This is a genomic window from Pseudomonas putida, from assembly GCF_028682175.1.
GTDB lineage: Bacteria > Pseudomonadota > Gammaproteobacteria > Pseudomonadales > Pseudomonadaceae > Aquipseudomonas > Aquipseudomonas putida_AD.
Window position 1 is genome coordinate 1 of record NZ_JANHKS010000071.1, and the last position, 20458, is coordinate 20458.

General features: G+C 61.3%; 19 protein-coding genes. 7 read left to right on the forward strand and 12 right to left on the reverse strand.

Features of this window, described 5'->3' with window-relative positions; genetic code table 11:
- Positions 1–11: 11 nt before the first annotated feature.
- The 6 genes from NPS29_RS26985 to NPS29_RS27010 form a co-directional block, all read right to left on the reverse strand.
- Complete coding sequence (locus tag NPS29_RS26985; RefSeq protein ID WP_274136478.1) at positions 12–740, reverse strand: SDR family oxidoreductase; 729 nt, start codon at positions 738–740, stop codon at positions 12–14.
- 2 nt (positions 741–742) lie between these two features.
- Entirely contained in the window at positions 743–2275 is a 1533-nt protein-coding gene (locus NPS29_RS26990) for an FGGY-family carbohydrate kinase (RefSeq protein WP_274136479.1), read from the reverse strand.
- Positions 2276–2407: 132 nt separating this feature from the next.
- On the reverse strand, positions 2408–3493 hold the full coding sequence (locus NPS29_RS26995; RefSeq protein WP_274136480.1) for an alcohol dehydrogenase catalytic domain-containing protein: 1086 nt from the start codon (positions 3491–3493) through the stop codon (positions 2408–2410).
- A gap of 162 nt (positions 3494–3655) precedes the next feature.
- Complete coding sequence (locus tag NPS29_RS27000; protein WP_337993921.1) at positions 3656–4615, reverse strand: ABC transporter permease; 960 nt, start codon at positions 4613–4615, stop codon at positions 3656–3658.
- A 4-nt stretch (positions 4616–4619) separates the two neighbouring features.
- Positions 4620–6131, reverse strand: coding sequence for a sugar ABC transporter ATP-binding protein (locus tag NPS29_RS27005; RefSeq protein ID WP_274136481.1), 1512 nt, complete (start codon positions 6129–6131; stop codon positions 4620–4622).
- Between the two features lie 83 nt (positions 6132–6214).
- A complete protein-coding gene (locus tag NPS29_RS27010) occupies positions 6215–7159 on the reverse strand; it encodes a substrate-binding domain-containing protein (RefSeq protein WP_274136482.1) in 945 nt (314 codons plus the stop codon).
- Between the two features lie 409 nt (positions 7160–7568).
- Here NPS29_RS27010 and NPS29_RS27015 point away from each other — a divergent pair, with 409 nt between their 5' ends.
- From NPS29_RS27015 to NPS29_RS27045, 7 genes are all read left to right on the forward strand, one after another.
- Positions 7569–8393, forward strand: a complete 825-nt coding sequence (locus NPS29_RS27015; protein ID WP_274136483.1) for an NAD-dependent epimerase/dehydratase family protein — start codon at positions 7569–7571, stop codon at positions 8391–8393.
- A 60-nt stretch (positions 8394–8453) separates the two neighbouring features.
- Positions 8454–9338, forward strand: a complete 885-nt coding sequence (locus NPS29_RS27020; RefSeq protein ID WP_274136484.1) for a glucurono-1,5-lactonase — start codon at positions 8454–8456, stop codon at positions 9336–9338.
- Positions 9339–9520: 182 nt separating this feature from the next.
- A complete protein-coding gene (locus NPS29_RS27025; protein WP_274136485.1) occupies positions 9521–10432 on the forward strand; it encodes a TauD/TfdA dioxygenase family protein in 912 nt (303 codons plus the stop codon).
- A 25-nt stretch (positions 10433–10457) separates the two neighbouring features.
- Entirely contained in the window at positions 10458–11573 is a 1116-nt protein-coding gene (locus NPS29_RS27030) for an ABC transporter substrate-binding protein (RefSeq protein WP_274136486.1), read from the forward strand.
- A 4-nt stretch (positions 11574–11577) separates the two neighbouring features.
- The gene (locus tag NPS29_RS27035; RefSeq protein ID WP_274136487.1) at positions 11578–12489 is read left to right on the forward strand and encodes an ABC transporter permease; all 912 of its coding nucleotides are present in this window, start codon (positions 11578–11580) and stop codon (positions 12487–12489) included.
- Positions 12486–13274, forward strand: coding sequence for an ABC transporter permease (locus NPS29_RS27040; RefSeq protein WP_274136488.1), 789 nt, complete (start codon positions 12486–12488; stop codon positions 13272–13274). Before NPS29_RS27035 ends, NPS29_RS27040 begins: the two co-directional genes overlap by 4 nt.
- A 22-nt stretch (positions 13275–13296) precedes the next feature.
- A complete protein-coding gene (locus NPS29_RS27045) occupies positions 13297–14085 on the forward strand; it encodes an ABC transporter ATP-binding protein (RefSeq protein WP_425312559.1) in 789 nt (262 codons plus the stop codon).
- A gap of 142 nt (positions 14086–14227) precedes the next feature.
- Here the strand turns inward: NPS29_RS27045 and NPS29_RS27050 are convergent, their stop codons facing one another.
- The 6 genes from NPS29_RS27050 to NPS29_RS27075 form a co-directional block, all read right to left on the reverse strand.
- On the reverse strand, positions 14228–15187 hold the full coding sequence (locus tag NPS29_RS27050; protein ID WP_274136489.1) for a sensor domain-containing diguanylate cyclase: 960 nt from the start codon (positions 15185–15187) through the stop codon (positions 14228–14230).
- Positions 15188–15190: 3 nt separating this feature from the next.
- Positions 15191–16189 carry a response regulator gene (locus NPS29_RS27055; protein ID WP_274136490.1) on the reverse strand — a complete coding sequence of 333 codons (999 nt, stop codon included), beginning with the start codon at positions 16187–16189 and terminating at the stop codon, positions 15191–15193.
- 476 nt (positions 16190–16665) lie between these two features.
- Positions 16666–17031: a response regulator transcription factor gene (locus tag NPS29_RS27060; protein ID WP_274136491.1), complete on the reverse strand. Its 366-nt coding sequence runs from the start codon at positions 17029–17031 to the stop codon at positions 16666–16668.
- Positions 17032–17167: 136 nt separating this feature from the next.
- Positions 17168–17788 carry a response regulator transcription factor gene (locus NPS29_RS27065; protein ID WP_274136492.1) on the reverse strand — a complete coding sequence of 207 codons (621 nt, stop codon included), beginning with the start codon at positions 17786–17788 and terminating at the stop codon, positions 17168–17170.
- Positions 17785–19278 carry a PAS domain-containing sensor histidine kinase gene (locus NPS29_RS27070; RefSeq protein WP_274136493.1) on the reverse strand — a complete coding sequence of 498 codons (1494 nt, stop codon included), beginning with the start codon at positions 19276–19278 and terminating at the stop codon, positions 17785–17787. Before NPS29_RS27070 ends, NPS29_RS27065 begins: the two co-directional genes overlap by 4 nt.
- Positions 19279–19674: 396 nt before the next feature.
- Positions 19675–20025 carry a BON domain-containing protein gene (locus NPS29_RS27075; protein WP_274136494.1) on the reverse strand — a complete coding sequence of 117 codons (351 nt, stop codon included), beginning with the start codon at positions 20023–20025 and terminating at the stop codon, positions 19675–19677.
- Positions 20026–20458: the final 433 nt, after the last annotated feature.

Sequence of the window (20458 nt, forward strand, 5' to 3'; positions counted from 1 at the left end):
ACCATCGATTTTTAGCGGCTGGTGTAGCCCCCATCAATCGGCATCGATATCCCGCTGATCATCGACGCCGCGCTGCTGAGCAGGAACAGGATCGGCCCGGCCACTTCTGACGTCTCGGCAAATCGCCCAAGAGGAATCGCCGCCAACGCCGGGTCGCGCTTGCTCGGTTCGCTCCAGGCCATCTGCGCCATGGGGGTGAGGGTCACGGTCGGGTTGACGCTGTTGACCCGAATCCCGTGCCGGCCCCATTCGCCACACTGCACGCGAGTCATGGCGTCCATCGCGCCCTTGGACGCGCAGTAACTCAGGTGATCGTCCAGCGCCACCAGCGAGGCCTGGCTCGACACGTTGACGATACTGCCCGCCACCCTGGCCTCGATCATCGCCCTGGCCACGCTCGCCGCCACCATCGCGGCAGCGCGCACGTTGACCGTCATGACCTGATCGAACGCCTCGGCGCTGACCGCCGCAGCCGGTTCCAGAATGGAAATGCCCGCACAGTTCACCAGCCCGTGCATCACCGGAAGCTCGGCCAGCACCGCGGCCAGTTGCGCCTGATCGGCCATGTCCACACTGATCGCCTGGCAGCCGAGCGCCGCCAGTGCCGTGCGGTCGCGGCCCATGGCATAGACCTCGGCGCCGCAGGCCAGCAACTGCTGCGCCACTTCCCTGCCAATGCCGCTGCTGGCGCCGGTCACCAGCACTCGCTGGCCTGTGAAATCAAAACGAACGTTACTCACATTCAGGCTCCCTGCAGGCGATGCATGATGGGTTTGAGCGCCGGATACAGCGCCACGTAGTCAGCGAACAAACGCGAGTACAGCGCGACGTTTTCAGCATTGGGCTCGGCGCGGCGCTCAAGTTGCACCCAGCCTTTGTGCACCTGTTCCTCGTCCACCAGGCCCACCGCATGGGCCGCCAGCAATGCCGCGCCCAGCGCTGCTTCCACTTCCTGGACGATGGTGTACACCGGGAAGTTGGTGACGTCGGCGATGATCTGCATCCACAGGTCCGAATGGCTCGCGCCGCCAACCACGATCAGCCTTGGGTCCAGCGATTGCGCGCCCCGGGTGCCGGCCTCGATGTTATGGCGCAACGCGAAGGTGACGCCCTCCAGCACCGCTCGGTACAGGTGAATGCGACTGTGGAACAGGGTCAGTCCGACGAAACTGCCGCTGGCCTTGGGGTCCCAGACCGGGCTGCGCTCGCCCATCAGGTAGGGTTGAAACAACACCCCTTCGCTGCCTGCGGGGATGTTCATCGCGGCACGCTCCAGAATGGCGTGACTGTCTTCACCGATCTCGCGGGCCTGCTGTTCTTCGGCCTGGCAGAACTGCTCGCGAAACCAGCTCACCGAAGCCCCGGCGGTGATCGCACCACCAAAGATGTAGAGGTCTTTGGCGCCGTTGAACACGTGGGGAAAACTCACCAGCCCGTGCCGCGCATCGACCTGCTGATTCAGATAGCCCCAGCACATGCTGGTGCCAATCATCGCCACATGGTTGCCGGCCTGGGTCACCCCGGCGGCGAAGGTCGCCATGGCCGCATCGACGCCACCGCCGAGCAATGGAATGCCAGCGTTCAGCCCCAGGCGCTCGGCCCACTCGTCCAGCAACCCGCCGACCACATCCCCCGAATGCACCAGCCGCTCGGGCATCATCGCCCGGGGGATGCCCAGCGCGTCCAGCATCTCGCCGGACCAGGCCCGGGCGTTCACATCGTAGACACCCCCGATGTTGCCCGCCGAACTGTGATCCACCGCGATCTCGCCGCTCAGGCAGTAGTTGATGTAGCTGTTGGGCGGCAGCAGGTAGCGGATTTCAGCCCAGACGTCGGGCTGTCTGTCCTTGAGCCAGAGCATCTTGGTGAAGCCGTAATAGCTGTCCACCGAGTTGCCGGTGATCGCGTATAAGCGTTCGAGATCGACATTGCGATTGACCCACTCGACCTGCTCTTCAGCCCGGCGATCCATCCAGATCAGGCAGGGGTACAGCGGTTTGATCCGGGCATCGACTGCGATGCCGGAACCGCCATACAGGCTGCTGACGCAAAGGGATTTGACGCTGTCTTTGGGCACGCCGCTTTTGCGCATGCAACCGGCGATGCAGGCTTCTACGGCGTCGAGCCAGACTTCGGGCCATTGCTCGGCCCAGCGCGGCCGGGGCGTGTCGACCTTGTAGCCCTGGCTGTGCTGCGCGACGATCTGGCCCGAAGCATCCACCAGCAATGCCTTGGTGCTCTGGGTGCCGATGTCGACCCCGATGACGTATTCCATCTTCGTGCGCTCTCTTGTTATTGGGTATTCGCTAAGGCTCGCAGCGCCCCCCTCCGTAGCAGCACGGCTTGCCGGCGGGAGCGATTTCAAATACGCCCCCGCCGGCAAGCCGTGCTGCTACAAGGGCCGGTTTCAACTCACGGGTTTCAAGAGCACCTTGATCGACCGGGTCGAGTCCGCGAGGGCGAACGCTTCGGCGTAGTCATCCAGGCCGAAGTCATGGGTCACGATGCCTTCGGATGTGACCAGCCCGCGTTCGAACAGGTCGATGGCAATCGGGTAGCAGTACGGCCCCAGGTGGGCGCCGCGCACGTCCAGTTCCTTGCGGTCGCCAATGATCGACCAGTCGGCACTGGTCTCGGCGCCGAACACACTGAACTCGACGAAACGACCCAGTTTGCGAATCAGGTCCAGCCCCTGGGTGACACCCACCGGAACGCCGGTGGTTTCGATGTACACGTCGCAGCCATAACCGTCGGTGAGGCCATTGATGATCTCGCGGGCGTTGTCGCGGCTGGGGTTGATGACCACGTCGGCGCCGAATTTCTTCGCCAGTTCAAGGCGCTCGTCGACCATGTCGATGACCACCAGTTTCTTCGGCGTTTTCAGCGCGGCGACCTGCACCATGCACAGACCAAGAGTGCCCGCACCTGCGATCACCAGCACGTCGTCCAGTTGCACGTCGCCACGGTTGACGGTGTGGATCGAACAGGCCATCGGCTCGATCAGCGCCGAGTCTTCAAGCGATACGGACTCGGGAATCTTGTGCACGATGGCGGTTTTCGGGATGCGCATGTACTGCGCCATGCCGCCCTCGGCGACGTCCTTCTGGAAGCCGAAGATGTTGTGCACTTCGCACATCCAGTACTTGCCGGATTTGCAGAACTTGCACTTCTCGCAGGGCACGATCTGCTCGGCGATGACCTTGTCACCGACCTCCACGCCGAAGTGCTCTTCAGCGCCCTCGCCCAGCGAATCCACGTAGCCGAAGAATTCGTGGCCCGGCACCACCGGCGCCTTGACCCACGGGCTCTCGCCACCCCAGAACATGGCCGCGCCCGAGTGGCATTTGCAGTCACTGGCGCAGATGCCGCAGGCGCCGATGCGAATCACCAGTTCATTGGCGCGGGCCACCGGCTTGCTGATGCGCTCCAGACGGTAGTCCTTCGGCGCGTGGCAGACGACGGCTTGCATGGTGGTTTTTGTGTTTTGTTCCATGTCGGTTCACCTGTTGGGATGTTTGGATAACGGCTGGGATTGCCGGGATTTATCGGTGCCTGGACCGGCCTCTTCGCGGGCGAGCCCGCTCCCACCGGGTTTGCATGGTTCTCTGTGGGAGCGGGCTTGCCCGCGAAGGGGCCCGATCAGGCACCACCAAATTTATTTATGCCGCTGCCGACTGATGAAAATCGCCAGCAAAATGATTGCGCCCTTGATCACGCTCTGCACATAGGGCGATACGCCCAGCATGTTCAAGCCGTTGTTGAGCACGCCCAACAGCATGGCCCCAACCAGGGTGCCGATGATCACGCCGCGACCGCCGGCAATCGACGCACCGCCCAGCACCACTGCGGCGATGGCGTCCAGTTCGAAGCCGACCCCGGCGTTCGGCTGCCCGCTCATCAGGCGCGAAGACAGCACCAGCCCGGCAATCGCTGCCGTCAGACCGCTGATCGAATACACCAGCAACTTGAACCGCGAAGCCCGCACGCCAGACAGGCGCACCGCTTCTTCGTTGCCGCCGATGGCGTAGACGTAACGCCCGATGCGCGTGTGTTGCAGCAGCACCCAGGCGAAGAAATAGGTCAGCAACATGATCAGGATCGGCACCTGGATCCCGAACAGGGTGCCGCGCCCGAACCAGGCGAACCAGTCCGGCATGCCGGAGATCGGGTAACCGTCGGTGTACATCAGGCCCAGCCCGCGGGCGATGCCCATGGTGGCGAGGGTCACGATGATTGGCGGCATCTTCAGGTAAGCGACGAAGATGCCGTTGCCCACCCCAAAGCCCACGCCGATAAGCAAGCCGATCAGGATCGCAATCGGCGCCGGCACGCCTGCCACCATCAACCCCGTGGTCAAGGTGCCAGACAGCGCCATCACCGGCCCGACCGAAAGATCGATGCCGCCGGTGAGAATCACGCAGGTCATGCCCACGGCGATGATCGCGTTGATCGACACCTGCCGGGCGATGTTTTCCAGGTTCGCCCCGGTGAGGAACTTGTCGCTGGCGAAGATCATGAAGACCGTCACCACCACCAGCCCGACGAAGGGATAGAACGCCGGGGAGCGGATCAGTTGGGCGAAATTGATCTTCAGACGGTTGGGTTGGGCGGTCATGGTTTTAATGGACGTGTTCACTGTTCAGACTCCCGGTGGCATGGCGCATCACTTCTTGCGGGTTGATGTCGCCGGCCTGCAGCACGTTGACGATGGCGCCCTTGTTGAAGACGGCTACGCGGTCGCACATGCCGATGACTTCCGGCAGTTCCGAAGAAATCATGATGATCGCGAAGCCTTGTTCGGTGAGTTTGCGCATCAGGTTGTAGATCTCCGCTTTCGCACCCACGTCGATGCCTCGGGTCGGTTCGTCGAAGATCAGGATGTCGCAGTGATGGTTGATCCAGCGCGCGATCACCACCTTCTGCTGATTGCCGCCGCTGAGGTTCAGTACCCGGCTTTCGCAGGACGGCGCCTTGATCGACAGCTGCTTCATCAGCTCCGCCGTCGTGGTGTCTTCCCTGTGCCGGTCGAGCAAGTGAACGGCGCTTTCGTACTTGCCCAGGTTGTTCAACGAGATGTTTTCGCGAATGCTGAAATCGACGATCAGCCCCTCGCTCTTGCGACTCTCGGGCAGCAGCCCGATGCCATTGGCCAGCGCATGGGCCGGATCGCTGAGATTGACCGGCTGGCCGCGCAACAGCACGTCCTTGCTCACCACCGGCAGCGCGCCGATCACTCCCAGCGCAAGCTCGGTGCGCCCGGAGCCGACCAGCCCGGCAAAACCGAGAATCTCGCCCTTGTGCAGGTTGAAGCTGTTGTGCGGACCGTTGCGGGTCAGCTGGATGTCACGCACTTGCAGCACCACGTCGCCCAGCGGTTTGTCGGGTTTGGGTGGAAAGCTCGCCTCCAGACGCCGCCCCACCATCATCTCCACCAGGGTGTCGATGTCACTGTCGGCCACGGTCAGCGCACCGACATTCGCGCCGTCGCGCAGCACGCTGATGCGGTCACACACCTGGAAGATTTCCTCCAGATGATGAGAGATGAAGATCACCGCCACGCCCTGGCTTTTCAGCTCGCGCATGATGTCGAACAACAGCTCGGCTTCGGACGGGGTCAGGGTGGCGGTGGGCTCATCGAGAATCAGCAGACGCGCTTCCAGCGCCAGCGCCTTGGCAATTTCCACGAACTGCTGCTCGGCCACGCTCAGGTGCTGCACCGAGCAATCGAGGTTGATCTTGACCCCAAGGCGATCAAACAGCGCGATGGCTTTCTCGCGCATCTCGCCTTTGCGCAGCAGGCCGAAACCGTTGACGATTTCATGGCCCAGGAAAATGTTTTCCACGGCATTGAGGTACGGGATCAGGCTGAATTCCTGAAACACGATGCCGACGCCGGCGGCGATGGCTTCGTTGTAGGTCGCGAAATGCTGTTCGGCGCCGTCGATGCGAATGCTGCCTTTGTCCTGATGCTCGACACCGGCAAGGATCTTCATCAGCGTCGACTTGCCCGCGCCGTTCTCGCCGAGCAAGGCATGAATCTCGCCGCGCTCGACCTCAAGGTTGATCGACTTGAGCGCATGCACGCCGGGGTAGCTTTTACAGATGTTTTCCAGTTGCAGAAGGCAGCTCATGGGCACCTCGTCAAACTGCAGCGCACGTGAATCCGCGCCGCCCGCCAAACGTGAAAAATGTCAGGCGGGCAGCAGCGTCTGGGTTACCAGGTGAAGGTCTTGGCCTTGTCCTGATCCACCAGCAGGATGTCCACCGGGATAGTCGCCGGAACTTGCGAGCCCCACTTCTTGGCGAGCGCAAGGCCCAGGGCCAGACGCACCTGATCACGCGGGTATTGAGCGGAGGTGGCGATGAACTTGCTGCCCGGCTTCTGGATTTCCTTCACCGCTTCCGGTGCGCCGTCGACGCTGGTCAGCTTGACGTCACGACCACTGGATTCGATCGCCGCCAGTGCGCCCATCGAGCCGTTGTCGTTGACGCTGAACAGGCCCTTGAGGTTCGGCTGCGCCTGCAGCATGTTCTCGGTCACGCTCAGTGCCTGGTCGCGTTCCTGCTTGCCGTTCTGGATGCTGACAATCTTGATGTCCGGGTGCTTGGCCAGGGCGTCCTTGCAGCCGCGCACGCGCTCAAGGATCGGCACCACCGCGATGCCATCGAGAATCCCGACGTCGCCTTTGCCGCCGATGTGGGTGGCCAGGTATTCACAGGCCTGAACGCCTGCGTCGTAGTTCTTGGAGCCGACGAACGAATCCAGCGGCCCGCTGGCCTGCGCATCCACCGCAACCACTACCACGCCTTTGTCATGGGCCTGTTTGACGGCCGACTGCACGCCCACCGAATCGGTCGGGTTGATGATCAATACGTCGATGCCCTTTTGCAGCATGTCTTCGATGTCGCTGATCTGCTTGGAAACATCGTGACGCGCATCGGTGACCAACAACGTCGCGCCAATACTGCCGCTGGCGTCCTGAAGGGCGTCCTTCATGGTCACGAAATAGGGGTTGTTGATCTCTTGAAACGAGGCACCGATCTTCAGCGGGCCGGCCTTGCTGTCAGCCGCTTGAACGGTGAAGGAGCCAGCGCACGCCACAGCCACGGCGAGCGAACAGAAAACGGCGGAGAAGCCTTGCTTGAGGCGGATTGTCATAGCGAAAAATCCCGTTGTTTTTATTGTTAAAGCGGAAATGTCATCGTTAACATTTTCGAAATTAGCAGAGAAGATCGGGGTTCGCAACAGGCCCGTGCAGCGGCTCACCACGCTCGATCAAAGCTCCCTCATACCGTATGCTCATTGCCCAGCCGCAAGAAAGGGAGGTGGGAATGGAAAAGGAAACCGAACCGGCATCGGAATCAACGGCTTGGGATGAATGGTTCAATGCCCCTCCCGTAACCGAAGATTTCGCCTCAGATCGTGAGCAACAAGGCTCACCTACGGAGCTTTCACACAAACCCCCTCGCGTTGACAAAGTTCATGATGGGTGCAGATAATCCGGGCATATGTCATACGACAACCGATGACATCAATAAGAACAACATCCTGATCAGGGCTTCTAACGATGACTCAATCCAGCGCCCATGCACCTTTCAACCGCATTCTGCTGACAGGCGCCGCAGGCGGGCTCGGCAAGGTGTTGCGTGAAAGCCTGCGCCCGTACGCCACTATCATCCGTCTGTCCGATATTGCCGAAATGGCCCCCGCTGCTGGCGCTCGCGAAGAAGTGCAGCGATGCGACCTGGCTGACAAAGCCGCCGTTCATCAACTGGTCGAAGGCGTGGATGCCATCGTGCACTTTGGCGGTGTGTCCACCGAGCACTCGTTCGAAGACATCCTCGGCCCGAACATCTGCGGCACTTACCACCTGTACGAAGCGGCCCGTCGCCATGGCGTAAAGCGGGTTATCTTCGCCAGCTCCAACCACGTGATCGGCTTCTATCGCCAGGACCAGACCATCGACGCCAGCGCCGTGAAGCGCCCGGACAGCTACTACGGCCTGTCCAAGTCCTACGGTGAAGACCTGGCCAGTTTCTATTTCGATCGGTACGGCATCGAAACCGTGAGCATCCGCATCGGCTCCTCGTTCCCCGAAGCGCAGAACCGCCGGATGCTGAGCAGTTGGTTGAGTTACGACGACCTGACCCAGTTGATCGAGCGCGGGCTGTTCACGCCCGATGTCGGCCACACTGTGGTGTACGGCGCGTCGAATAACGAAAAGGTGTGGTGGGACAACCGCCTGGCCAGCCATCTGAACTACCAGCCCAAGGACAGCTCCGAGCCGTTCCGCGCCAAGGTGGAGGCACAGCCGGCGCCTGCCGCCGATGATCCGGCGATGGTCTATCAGGGCGGCGCGTTCGTGGCGTCGGGGCCGTTTGGCGACGCGTGATTGCCGCCTGGGTGATTGCACGATTGAACCCGTCTTTTTCCACCTCGGAGAACGAGTGCCATGCAGGCTGAATTGATCCTCGACGCGCGCAACGCCACCGGTGAAAGCCCGGTGTGGAGCGCGCAGGAACAGGCGCTGTACTGGGTCGATATTCCGGCGGGGCGACTGCATCGTTGGAGCCCGCTGGATGACTGTACGCAGAGCTGGCAGGCGCCGCAGATGCTCGCCTGCATCGCCCGTCATCGCGATGGCAGCTGGCTGGCAGGGATGGAGGACGGTCTCTATCGCGTTCGCCCCCAGGATGACGGCAGCCTCGCGTCAGAGCTTCTCAGCGCGGTTGCTCACCTGCGCCCGAACATGCGCTTCAACGATGGCCGTTGCGACCGTCAGGGGCGCTTCTGGGCCGGTACCATGTTCATGGACATGGGCCAGGCCGCCGTCGTCGGTTCGCTCTACCGCTACGACGCGGGGCAGCGCGACCCGCTGGCAGCGCAACTGGACAGCATGATCGTGCCCAACGGCCTGGGTTTCAGCCCCGACGGCCGCATCATGTACCTCTCCGACTCCCATCCCGACGTGCAGAAAATCTGGGCCTTCGATTACGACATCGACAGCGGTACGCCACGCAACCGCCGCTTGTTCGTCGACATGAACCAGCACCCCGGTCGCCCCGACGGCGCGGCGGTCGATGCCGATGGCTGCTACTGGATTTGCGGCAACGATGCCGGCCTGATCCACCGTTTCACGCCTGAAGGCAAACTGGACCGGTCCTTGGCGGTGCCCGTTAAGAAACCGGCGATGTGCGCTTTTGGCGGTCGGGATCTGGATACGTTGTTCGTGACCTCGATTCGCCCTGCGGGCGATGTCAGCGATCAGCCGCTGGCCGGTGGCGTGTTCGCGTTGAGGCCCGGTGTGCAAGGCATCGAAGAAACGCCTTTCGGGTAGCCTGCGGGCTACCTTTCTCTTTTCCTCATACAAATCATTCGAATATCGTTATGAAGATTAGTTATCTTCATAAACGACCCGCATAAACATACCTTCTATATTTATGACAAAAGGTGATTAGCGCGCTGCTGATTTATATCTTTATGATCTGAGCCACAACAACCTAAACAGGAGTTCAGGCGATGGCGATTCAGATCAACCCCGTTGCAGGACGAATCGGTGCCCAGTTGAGCGGCATCAAACTGTCCGGCGATATCTCGGCTCAAGACTTCGATTTCATCAATCAGGCACTGCTCAAGTACAAGGTCCTGTTCTTCCGCGATCAGTTCCTCACCGATGAGCAGCATGAAAGTTTCTCCCGTCGCTTCGGCGATCAAGTGCCGCACCCAACCGTGCGTTCTGCCGAAAAAAGCTCGGCAATCCTCAACCTCGATTCCCGCGAAACCCGCGCCAATTCCTGGCACACCGACGTCACCTTCGTCGCCAACTACCCGAAGATTTCCATCCTGCGCGGCGTGGTCATTCCGCCTTACGGTGGCGATACCGTGTGGGCCAACACCGCAGCCGCCTACGCTGACCTGCCTGAGCCGCTCAAGGCACTGGCCGACAACCTGCGCGCCTTGCACACCAACCTGTATGACTACGCAGCGCCCAAGGACACCGGCGCCGAAGGGCTCAAGCGTTACCGCGAGCAGTTCACCGCCGAGGTCTACGAGACTGAGCATCCGCTGGTGCGCGTGCACCCGGAAACCGGCGAGCGCAGCCTGATTCTCGGTCACTTCGTGAAACAGATCCTGGGCGTGAGCAGCAACGACTCCAAACAATTGATCCGCCTGTTCCACGACCGCATCACGCAGATCGACAACACCGTACGCTGGCGCTGGAGCGAAGGCGATGTGGTGATCTGGGACAACCGCGCCACCCAGCACATCGCGATCAATGACTACGGCCAGGCCCAGCGCATCGTGCGCCGCACCACCGTGGCCGGTGACATCCCGGTGGGCGTCGATGGCCGTTCCAGCCAGGCGATCAAGCCGACACCCGAAACCCTCTCCCCTGCCACCGAAGCCGACAAGAAACACCTGGCGGCCTGATCTCACTTTTTAAGGAAGAAATCCCATGGCAAAGGCCAAGCGAACATCTGTATTCAGCAAATCGAGCGTAGCTACCGCACTGGCGGCGCTGCTGATGATGCCCTTGGCCGAGGCCGACGTCCTGCGCATTGGCGTGGCCAGCGCCGGCGGTGGCGATCCGGTGACCTTCAGCGGCTCGTCCCTGGGGATCGTGCGCAACCAGCAACTGCTGGAAAAAGCCTTCGAAGGCACCGGCACCGAGATCCAGTGGTTCTTCTTCAAGGGCGCAGGCCCTGCGGTGAACGAGGCGCTGTCCAACCAGCAACTGGACTTTGCCTATCAGGGCGATCTGCCCGCAGTGGTCGGCCGCTCCAACGGCCTGGACACCAAGCTGCTGGCGGCCATCGGCGTGCGCTCCAATGTGTATGTGGCCGTGCCCAAAGGCTCGGACATCAAGACCATCGAAGACCTCAAAGGCAAGAAAGTCGCGCTGTTCCGAGGCACCAACGCGCACTTGGTGGCGATCAATCTGCTGGCCGACCACAAGTTGGCCGAGCGCGATCTGAAGGTCATCAACCTGGACAACGGCAGCACCCAGGCGGCGCTGGCGTCCAAGGGCGTCGATGCCGCATTCGGTGGCCGCGAGCTGTTCAAGCTGCGTGATCAGGGCCTGGTCGACATCATCTTCGACAACCCGGACAACGACGTGCGCTACACCCGTCAATGCGCGCTGGTGGTACGCGGCGCCTATGAGAAAGACCATCAGGAGCAGGTGCAGAAAGTCGTCGATACGCTGGTCAAGGCCGCCAAGTGGGAGTCCGAAGAACAGAACCGCGATGCGGTGCTCAACGAATGGGCCAAGACCAACGAACCGCTGGCCTCGCTCAAGGCGGACTTCGAACACCTGCAACTGCGCGACAGTGCCTCGCCTCTGGTCGATGACTTCCTGCGCACGCGCTACCAGTCCGTCGCCGATCAGGCCAAGGACGAGAAGATGATTCGTCGCCCGGTGAGCATCGATGGCTGGTTCGAAACCCGATACCTGGACCAGGCCATCAAGAACAACGGCCTGGGTCAGTTCTGGACCGCTTACGGCGCAGACGGCAAGGCGCCGACAGGCAACGCCACGGCGTTGACCAAACCGATCAGCAACGGAGGCTGACGTCATGGCCAGAGCGACCGCAACCGCACTCGACCAACAGCAGGTGCCTGGCAAACCGCTGGCACCGGTCAAGCGCCTGCCACCATCGACGCCCCGTTCTACACCTCGCGTAGTGGTTCGCGTAGCTCAAGGTTCGGCGTGGCAATCCCGCGCGCTGAACCGCTTGCTGCCCTGGCTGTTGCCCACCGCACTGCTCGGGCTGTGGTATCTGGGCAGCGAGCGGGGCTGGCTGTCGGACCAGGTGCTGCCACCGCCGGCCTTCGTCTATCAGACCCTGGTGGACCTGGCGAGCACCGGCGATTTGTGGCTCAACGCTTCGGCCAGTATGCAGCGTGTGCTGGTGGGCTTTCTGATCGGTTCGGGGCTGGGCGTGACCCTGGGTCTGGTGATGGGGCTGTCGAAAACTGTCGAGGATTACTTGCTGCCGAGCTTCAACGCGCTGGTGCAGATTCCGGTGCTGGGCTGGATGCCCTTCGCCCTGCTGCTGTTTGGCATCGGCGAGCCGCTCAAGTACGTGCTGATCGCCCACGCCGCCCTGGTGCCGGTCACGCTGTGCACCTTGCAGGCGTTCCATCAGGTGCCCAAACGCCTGCTGGAAGTAGGTCAGGCGTACGGCTTCAGTCGGCGGCAGATTGTTACCGACATTGTCCTGCCGTCCGCCGTGGCGCCGATCTTCACCGGTCTGCGGCTGGGCTTCACCAAGGCCTGGCTGTCGCTGGTGGTGGTCGAGCTGCTGGCCTCCAGTGAAGGGCTGGGTTACCTGATCGCCTACGGGCGCCAGCTGTTCCAACTGGATCTGGTGATGGCTGCCGTGGTGGTGGTCGGTGCCGTGGGCCTGCTGATCGACCGCAGTTTCGAATACGTCGAGCGTCGCCTGAACAAAGGCCGCGCCGTTATTCCGGGGAGGCTGGCATGAGTACGCTGACTTCATCCGCCGCGCCTTCGACGCGTCGGTATCGCGGCTGGGTCTTGCCGGTGGTGGCCGTGGCGGTCTGGTGGCTGGCGACCAACCAGGGCTGGAGCGATTCAGGCCTGCTGGTTTCGCCGCAGAAAGTCGCCGCCACCGCCTGGCATCAGTTCACCTCCGAAGCGTTCTGGCGGGCGATCTCTTCAAGCCTTGCACGCAATCTCAGCGGCTTCTTCATCGGTACGGCGCTGGGCCTGGTTCTAGGCTGCCTGCTGGGCTTTTCGCGTCTGTTCGAGCGTGTGGTGGGTCCGAGCTTCAACACCTTCAAGCAAATTTCACTCTTCGCCTGGATCCCGCTGATCTCGGTGTGGTTCGGCCTGGGGGATGTGGCCAAGGTGGTGTTTCTGTCGCTGGCGGCGCTGGTGCCGGTGGTGGTCAACACCTGCGACGGACTGCGCAACGTGCCGCCTGCGTTTCTGGAAGTGGCCAAGGTGTATGGCTTCACGCGGTGGCAGACGATTCGCGGCGTGATGCTGCCGGCCGCCCTGCCCTCGATCTTCACCGGGGTCTATCTGGCGCTGGTCTATTCGTGGCTGGCGACCATCGGCGCCGAGTACCTGCTGGTGTCCGGCAGCGGCATCGGCAACACCCTGATCGACGGCAGCGAGCACTTCATGATGGACCTGGTGCTGTTCGGGATGGTGGTGATCGGCCTGGTCGGCTGGAGCCTGAACCTGCTGGCCCGCAGCCTCGAACGACGTATGCAGCGGCTGTACGGCATCACGCCGCGCTAGTTTTCAATTCAAGGAGTACATCATGGCTGCCACTCAACCGCTCAACGCAGTGCAGGGCAATGGCCTGCGTCTGGAAAACATCAGCAAGTACTTTTCAAGCGCCAGCGCCGACACCCAATTGCAGGTGCTCGATAACGTGCAACTGGACATCGCGCCCGGGGAATTCATCGCCATAGTCGGCGCCAGCGGCTGCGGCAAGTCGACCTTGCTGCGGCTGATCCTGGGGCTGGACGAGGACTTCGACGGGCAGATCCTGCTGGATGAAAAACCCATCAAGGGCACCGGCCTTGAACGTGGCATCGTGTTTCAGGATCACCGGCTGTTCCCCTGGCTGACGGTGGAGCAGAACGTTGCGGTGGGCTTGAAGAACGCGCCACTGAGCCCTGCGCAAAAACGCGAGACAGTGCGCGAACATATCCACCTGGTGGGACTGCAGGATTTCGTCGAGTCCTACCCGCACCAGATTTCCGGCGGCATGGCCCAGCGCGTGGCCATCGCCCGGGGTCTTGTGAACCGCCCCAGCGTGTTGCTGCTGGACGAACCCTTCGGCGCCCTCGACGCCCTGACCCGCACACGGTTGCAGCGGGAGCTGCAGCATATCTGGCAGCAGGAAAAGATCACCATGGTTCACGTCACCCACGATGTGGACGAGGCGGTGTATCTGGGCGACCGGGTGGTGGTCATGCAACCGCATCCGGGCCGCATCCGCCGCGTCGTCGACATCGACCTCCCCCGCCCACGCAACCGCAGCGACGCCCGGTTCATCGCGTTGCGCGATGACGTGTTGAGTGATTTTGCAGAGTTGTCGTAGCCCGGTACCCACTGCCCCTGTGGGAGCGAGCTTGCTCGCGAAAGCGGTGGGTCAGTCAGTACCCGGCCGCATGATCCAACGCCTTCGCGAGCAAGCTCGCTCCCACAGGGTCTGGGTGTATCCGGGGTGTGGGCGATGGTTATCAAACCACGCCAAACAACGACACCTGATTGCGCCCGTTCTTCTTGGACGCATACAGCGCCTGGTCGGCCCATTCGATGACGGTGGTGTGATCGGTGGGCAGCAGGCTCATATCGGCGACGCCCAGGCTGATGGTGCAGCGAATCACCTCACCCTCATGGCAGATTTCCTGGGCTTCGACCGCTACCCGCAGGCGTTCGGCGAACATGCCGGCACCGTATTTATCGGTGTCCGGCAGCAGCACCGCGTACTCTTCCCCGCCATAGCGCCCGGCGATGTCCGAGTCACGGATGTGCTCGCGAATCACATCCGCCACGCGCTGGATCACCTTGTCGCCACACTGGTGACCATAGGTATCGTTCACCCGCTTGAAGTGATCGATGTCGAACATCACCAGCGCCGCCGTCGTGCCGTAGCGCACATGTCGCGCGTATTCCAGGCGTAGCGCCTCTTCCCAGTGGCCGCGGTTGTAGAGGCCAGTGAGGCGGTCGGTGCTGGAGAGCTTTTGCAACTCGAGGTTGGCGGCCTGCAATTGCTGACGGTTGGTCGCCACATCGGTGACGTCGTAGATCACCAGGCACACGTGCGTGACCTCGCCGCTGGTGCCGCGCAGGGGAAACATCGTGGTGTTCTGGTACATGAAGTCTTCCTGCCCGGTGATGGGCTGGTAACTCTTGAAACGCACCAGGTACGGCCGCTGCTCCCAGATCGTGAACGCCGGCGTGCCGAGGGTGATCACGCTGTCGATCTTCTTCTGCAACCAGTGCTCGTTGACCTCGGGGAACAGGTCGAAAAACGAGCGGTTGGCGGCCTCGTACGGCAGTACTCCGGAACGGTTTTCCATGAAGGTGTTCCACACCTGCACGCGGTACTCCTGATCGAGCACCACCACCCCCACGTCGATACTCTGGGTGATGGTCAACAGCCAATGCAGCTCCTTGATGTCGATGCGGTCGTTCATGAATCAGCTCATCAGGTAGGCGAGTTTGCGCGACAGCCGCTCTACCGAATCTTCGGTGAACAACATCAGCAGGTCGAAATGGATGTTGTGCCCTTCCAGGCTGTAGCTGATTTCCACCGCGAGGGTCTTTTTCCAGCGCCGCTGATTGATGCGGATCAGATCCTCGATGCCGCTGTGGGCGTTCAGCACCTGAGGGTGGCCTTGCGAGAACTCGATGTCGAGCTGCTCGGCGATCCCGCTCAGGCAGGCACCGATCAGGATCGACGACAGGTCCAGGAGCATTTCCATGTCCGAGTAGTCGCGATCCTTGATCTTCATCAACTGCGCCATGTCGGCGATTTCTGAATCATGAAACAGCAGCAATGCCTCGCCCGCGATGCCGCCGCCGATGTAGCCCTGGCACACGGCAGTCATTCGTTCGCTGCCCTGGGCGTCGGCCAGCGCCATGTGCAGCTCGCCCACCTCGAGCATGTTGACGTTGGGAATCGGCAACTGCACGAACACGCCCAGCACCCGCGCCAGCAATGCAGCGGCGCGGCCCATGGCGACGTTGACGGTTTCGCGAAATGCATCGTGAAAACTGATGGCGACGGGTTCGGCCTTTGGCGCAATGACCGGCGCTTCCGTGCGCTCACCCAGGAGGCCAAGCCGTTGCAGGGTCAGTTGCAGCTCAAGCGGATCAGCCGGTTTCTTCAGGAAGGCCAGCGCACCCAGCTCTCGCGTGCGGCGCACGGCCTCCTGCTGCACATCGCCGGACACCACGATGACCTTGGCCTTGAGGTTTTCGGCGCGCATCAGGGCAAGCGCCTGGTAGCCGTCCATGTCCGGCATGGTCAGGTCCAGCAGCACCACTTCGCCCAGGCCCTGGCGAATCGCCTCCAGGCCTTCGTGGCCGTTGGTCGCGGTCGTGACCGACACCCCCCAATCTGCAGGCAAGGCACGTATCAACTGTTTGCGCGCCATATTGGAGTCGTCGCAAATCAGGAGCGGCATCATGGTCATCGCGTTCAATCTCACTGCAAAAGAGTTTCAGGCGAGGCCTGCAAGTTCAATGCGATTAGTTGTGTTGCCTCAAGCAACTCCACTCATATGGGTGCAGGTTAATCTGACACAGTGGGTCGAATCTTCACTCTTTCAGAGAAAACCGGGCAATGTGTAACATCCATGCAACATCTATGCACAACTTTCGAGCGTTCGTGAATAACCAGAATACAAAGTATTGACGCTGTTTTAATGACACGCCACCCGTGGCAAAGGCCCGTGTTTGAGGGTTAGAGACCGATCAAGCGATACCGAAACCGGTGCGTCAGTTGATGACGCACAGGACTTGTAAGAGACAGGCTTATTCATGTTGAGGATGAATGACCCAATACAGTGCCCGATGCACTAATAGGTACTGCACAGACGCACACCTATTGCTCAACTCAATCAACTGATAATGAGTTCGCAGCCATGGATTGATACAGCGGAGGATCGATTCAGGCCAGGGTCGATTCAATACAATCAATCAGGGCCTGCGCCTGAAAAGGCTTGGCCAGGAAACATACAGCGCTGCCGCTCATGGCGCGCCGGCGCACGCTTTCCTCGGGAAAGGCAGTGATGAAAATGGTGGGAATCCGGATGCCCTGGGTGCCCAGATATTCGTGCAGCTCAACGCCGCTCATGTGCGGCATCTGCACGTCGGTGATCAGGCAGTCGGTGGTGGCCAGCTGACCAGAGGCGAGAAAGTCCTCGGCGGACGAAAACAGGCACACCACAAAGCCCAGGGAGCGGATGAGACTGTCGAGGCTGGCGCGGACCGCGTTGTCATCGTCGACGACAGCGATCATCGGGGGGCTGGGCAAGCGGAATACCTTTGAGTGCAGACATGAACACGTGCGCATCAAGGCACACGACAACAGCCCACACGTTACCGACCCCGGCCGGGCGCCGTAAGTATACGGGTGTATGACCGCGACCGCCGGCCCACAAACCCTGGATTCAATCCCCCGCCAGGGCCTGGGACATCTTTACAAGGTCGGCGAAGGTGCGCGCCTGCATCTTCTTCATCGCGTGGCCCCGGTGAATCTTCACCGTGATCTCGCTCAGGCCCATCTCGGCAGCGATCTGCTTGTTCATGAGCCCAGTCACGGCATACGCCATGACTTCCTGCTCGCGGGCGGTGAGCGCCTTGTAGCGGGTGCGCAGTTCGGCAGCGGCCTTGCCGGTTTCACGACGCCTGGCGTCCTTCTGCAGCGCGGCGGCCACGGCGTCGAGCAGGTCCTGTTCGCGGAACGGCTTGACCAGAAAATCCAGCGCCCCTGCCTTCATCGCCTTGACCGACATGGCGATGTCACCATGGCCACTGATGAAGACGATGGGCATGCACACGTTCATGTCAGCCAGACGCACCTGAAAGTCCAGCCCGCTCTCCCCCTGCAGGCGCACGTCCAGCACCAGGCACGCCGGGCTGTCGTCGAATGGATGCTCCAGAAATTCGGCACCGGAGGCGTACGCGTGAACCCGCATTCCCATGGAGCGCAGCAGGCTGTCCAGGCCGGCGCGAATGGCGGGGTCGTCATCGACGACGAACACCACGGGGCTGTTGTCTGGAGTGCTCATGACCCGGCCTGCCCGTGGGCCGGAATCGAGAAGCTCAGCGCAGCCCCGCGGCCGAGTTCACTTTCAGCCCAGATGCGTCCGCCGTGGGCCTCGATGATGGAGCGGCAAATTGACAGGCCCATGCCCATCCCCTCAGGTTTGGTGGTGAAAAATGGATTGAACAGGCTCGGCAGATTCTGCGCCGAGACGCCGGGACCGTTGTCCTGGACCCTGATGCGCACGTCGCCGCCCTCGGTGAGCCCCACTGCCGCCGACAGGGTTCGCGCCTTGCCCTGCATGCCGGACATCGCCTGCACCGCATTGATGAGCAGATTGATGATGACCTGTTGCAATTGCACCTTATCCCCCTTGACCCACATCGGCCCGGCCGGGTGCAGCACATTCAGATGGACCCGGTTGCGCAGGATCTCGCGCTGCACCAGCGCCGCCGACTCCCGCAGCACATCGCGCAGATCGAGTGGAACATGCAGCGGATCGGCCTTGCGCGACAGTGCACGGATCCGCCGGATGACCTCGCTGGCCCGGTGCGCTTCACTCTTGATGCGGTCGATGGCGCTGCGCACCTCGCCCACGTCCGGCACCTCGCGGTTCAACCAGCGAAGCCCGGCCTCGGCGTTGGTGGTGATGGCAGACAAAGGCTGATTGACCTCATGGGCAATGGAGGCTGCCATCTCGCCCAGGGTCGTGACCCGGGTGACGTGGGCCAGCTGACTCTGGGAACGATGCAGCGCGTCCTCGGCATTCTTGGCGGCCGTGACGTCCATCAGGGCACCGATGTATTCGCAGTCCCCCGATGCGTCCTTCACTTGCTGCGCCAACATGCGTACGTACTTGCAGGAGCCGTCTGACATCAGCAGGCGAAACTCGGCTTCCATGTTCGAGTGCCGTGCGTAGGCCTGTTCGATCAGGGATTTCAGATCCTGGGTGTCATCGGGGTGAGTACGGCCGATCATGTACTCCAGCGTCGGCTGCATCTGGGCATCGAACTGGAAGATGCGCCGCGCCTCATCCGACCAATACATCTGCGCGCTGGGCATCTTCAGGCCGATGCTGCCGGTCTGGCTCAGGCGCTGGGCCTCGGCCAGAAAGGCCTCGCTGCGGTGCAGCAGATGCACCTGCTCCTGCAGGGCTTCCCTGGATGCCTTGTTCTTGAGGGCCAGAAAGGCGGTGATGGCAATGGCGGCCAGACTCACCAGGCAACGGGCGAACGCGGGGGTCAGCCAGGCATCCCCGTGGGACAGCAGATAGGCCAGCAGCGTCAGCGCGCCACAGCCCACCGAGACCGCCGCCACGCCCCTGCGGCTGAACAGATCGCCGGATATCAGGATGACGACCACGTACAACACCGCAATGGCGACATCCAGGGTGCTGAGCCAGTCGATCAGGAAGATGATGAACGTCAGCACCATTGCACCCAGGCGCAATAGCCAGACGCCGGGTGGGACCTGCGCCCGGGGAGCCGCCGGCAGGGCAACGGGGACGGTTTTCATGGGAGCGTGATTGCCTTGTCTGTAGTCATTGGAATGGCAGCACAAAGGTCTTGGCGGCGGGTGCACGCCTGCCTGCACCCTTGAAAGGGAAAGGCGGAGTATTGTTTTCATTCTGCACGTTTGCCCATAGGACCAACGTATCGCACCGGGTACAAATATATACAGGATTTTTCAATCGGCAGAGTGATGCCTCAATCGCTCAAGGGTCTTGATCGATTGTGCTGTGTCGCAGAGGGGGGACCGTAAAGTGAGGCGACGCAAATAGAACAAGCCCCGACGCGAGCGCCGGGGCTTGTAATGGCCACATCCGTATGGCCTTCGCATGAACCTTCAATCGACCAGCCAACGGCCTCCCTGGCCGTCAACCGTCCGTTCTCCAGGCTCTTGGGAAACTGATTACTCGGCTTTCAGGCCATCAGCCGAGACGGCTTTCACGCCTTTGATTTTCTTGGTGATCGCAACAGCGGTCTTTTTCTGAGCTTCGGTCACAGCGACAGTTGACGACAGGGAAACCACGCCTTTGTTGGTTTCAACCTTGATGTCGGAGCCTGGAATGCCTTTCTCGGTCAGCAGATCCGATTTGACCTTGGTGGTGATCCAGGTGTCGGAAGTGGTTTCCTTGGCTTTGGTCATTTCACCCGCGGCGACCTGCATTGGAGCCTGGGTCGCGGTTTCAGCCATGGCCACGTTTGCCATGGTCAGCGTCAGGGCGGTGGCAGTAGCAGCAGCGATAGCGAACTTCTTCATACGAGTAACTCCTGTTTTTCTCAGAATCTGCGCCAAGCCTGTTGGCTGCAGGGTTACTGGGTATATCGCAAGTGATGTGCCAACCTCTGGCGATTTATTTTTTCCTTTTAAATCAATAGCTTATTTATTTATGGATCCGCTGTTGTCGTGCAGATTGCCCGGATTGGAAAAGTTCCGCTTGCAAGATGCATGTTCTGACCTTGCAGCTTGCCCTAACTCATTAATTCGCTTGAGGAAAGGCGGCTGCAGTACCTGTCTCGTTGATGGTTCGTTGATCGTTCCCACGCTCCGCGTGGGAATGCCTGGTTAGACGCTCCGCGTCGCTGGGTGACTTTGGGATTGGGGGTTGATCCGTTTTCGCGGTGTTTGGACTCTAGGGTTTCGCCCCTTACGGGCGACCTACTTTCCTTACGGGGAAAGTAGGCAAAGCCAT

What these genes read in the sequence shown, in the direction of transcription:
- NPS29_RS26990 (WP_274136479.1), bottom strand. Translation starts at nt 2,275, where the DNA reads ATGGAATACGTCATCGGGGTCGACATCGGCACCCAGAGCACCAAGGCA.
- NPS29_RS27010 (WP_274136482.1), bottom strand. Translation starts at nt 7,159, where the DNA reads ATGACAATCCGCCTCAAGCAAGGCTTCTCCGCCGTTTTCTGTTCGCTC.
- NPS29_RS27050 (WP_274136489.1), bottom strand. Translation starts at nt 15,187, where the DNA reads ATGAACGACCGCATCGACATCAAGGAGCTGCATTGGCTGTTGACCATC.
- NPS29_RS27075 (WP_274136494.1), bottom strand. Translation starts at nt 20,025, where the DNA reads ATGAAGAAGTTCGCTATCGCTGCTGCTACTGCCACCGCCCTGACGCTG.
- NPS29_RS27020 (WP_274136484.1), top strand. Translation starts at nt 8,454, where the DNA reads ATGCAGGCTGAATTGATCCTCGACGCGCGCAACGCCACCGGTGAAAGC.
- NPS29_RS27040 (WP_274136488.1), top strand. Translation starts at nt 12,486, where the DNA reads ATGAGTACGCTGACTTCATCCGCCGCGCCTTCGACGCGTCGGTATCGC.
- NPS29_RS27030 (WP_274136486.1), top strand. Translation starts at nt 10,458, where the DNA reads ATGGCAAAGGCCAAGCGAACATCTGTATTCAGCAAATCGAGCGTAGCT.
- NPS29_RS27065 (WP_274136492.1), bottom strand. Translation starts at nt 17,788, where the DNA reads ATGAGCACTCCAGACAACAGCCCCGTGGTGTTCGTCGTCGATGACGAC.
- NPS29_RS27005 (WP_274136481.1), bottom strand. Translation starts at nt 6,131, where the DNA reads ATGAGCTGCCTTCTGCAACTGGAAAACATCTGTAAAAGCTACCCCGGC.
- NPS29_RS27035 (WP_274136487.1), top strand. Translation starts at nt 11,578, where the DNA reads ATGGCCAGAGCGACCGCAACCGCACTCGACCAACAGCAGGTGCCTGGC.
- NPS29_RS27045 (WP_425312559.1), top strand. Translation starts at nt 13,297, where the DNA reads ATGGCTGCCACTCAACCGCTCAACGCAGTGCAGGGCAATGGCCTGCGT.
- NPS29_RS27055 (WP_274136490.1), bottom strand. Translation starts at nt 16,189, where the DNA reads ATGACCATGATGCCGCTCCTGATTTGCGACGACTCCAATATGGCGCGC.
- NPS29_RS26995 (WP_274136480.1), bottom strand. Translation starts at nt 3,493, where the DNA reads ATGGAACAAAACACAAAAACCACCATGCAAGCCGTCGTCTGCCACGCG.
- NPS29_RS27015 (WP_274136483.1), top strand. Translation starts at nt 7,569, where the DNA reads ATGACTCAATCCAGCGCCCATGCACCTTTCAACCGCATTCTGCTGACA.
- NPS29_RS27025 (WP_274136485.1), top strand. Translation starts at nt 9,521, where the DNA reads ATGGCGATTCAGATCAACCCCGTTGCAGGACGAATCGGTGCCCAGTTG.
- NPS29_RS27000 (WP_337993921.1), bottom strand. Translation starts at nt 4,615, where the DNA reads ATGACCGCCCAACCCAACCGTCTGAAGATCAATTTCGCCCAACTGATC.
- NPS29_RS27070 (WP_274136493.1), bottom strand. Translation starts at nt 19,278, where the DNA reads ATGAAAACCGTCCCCGTTGCCCTGCCGGCGGCTCCCCGGGCGCAGGTC.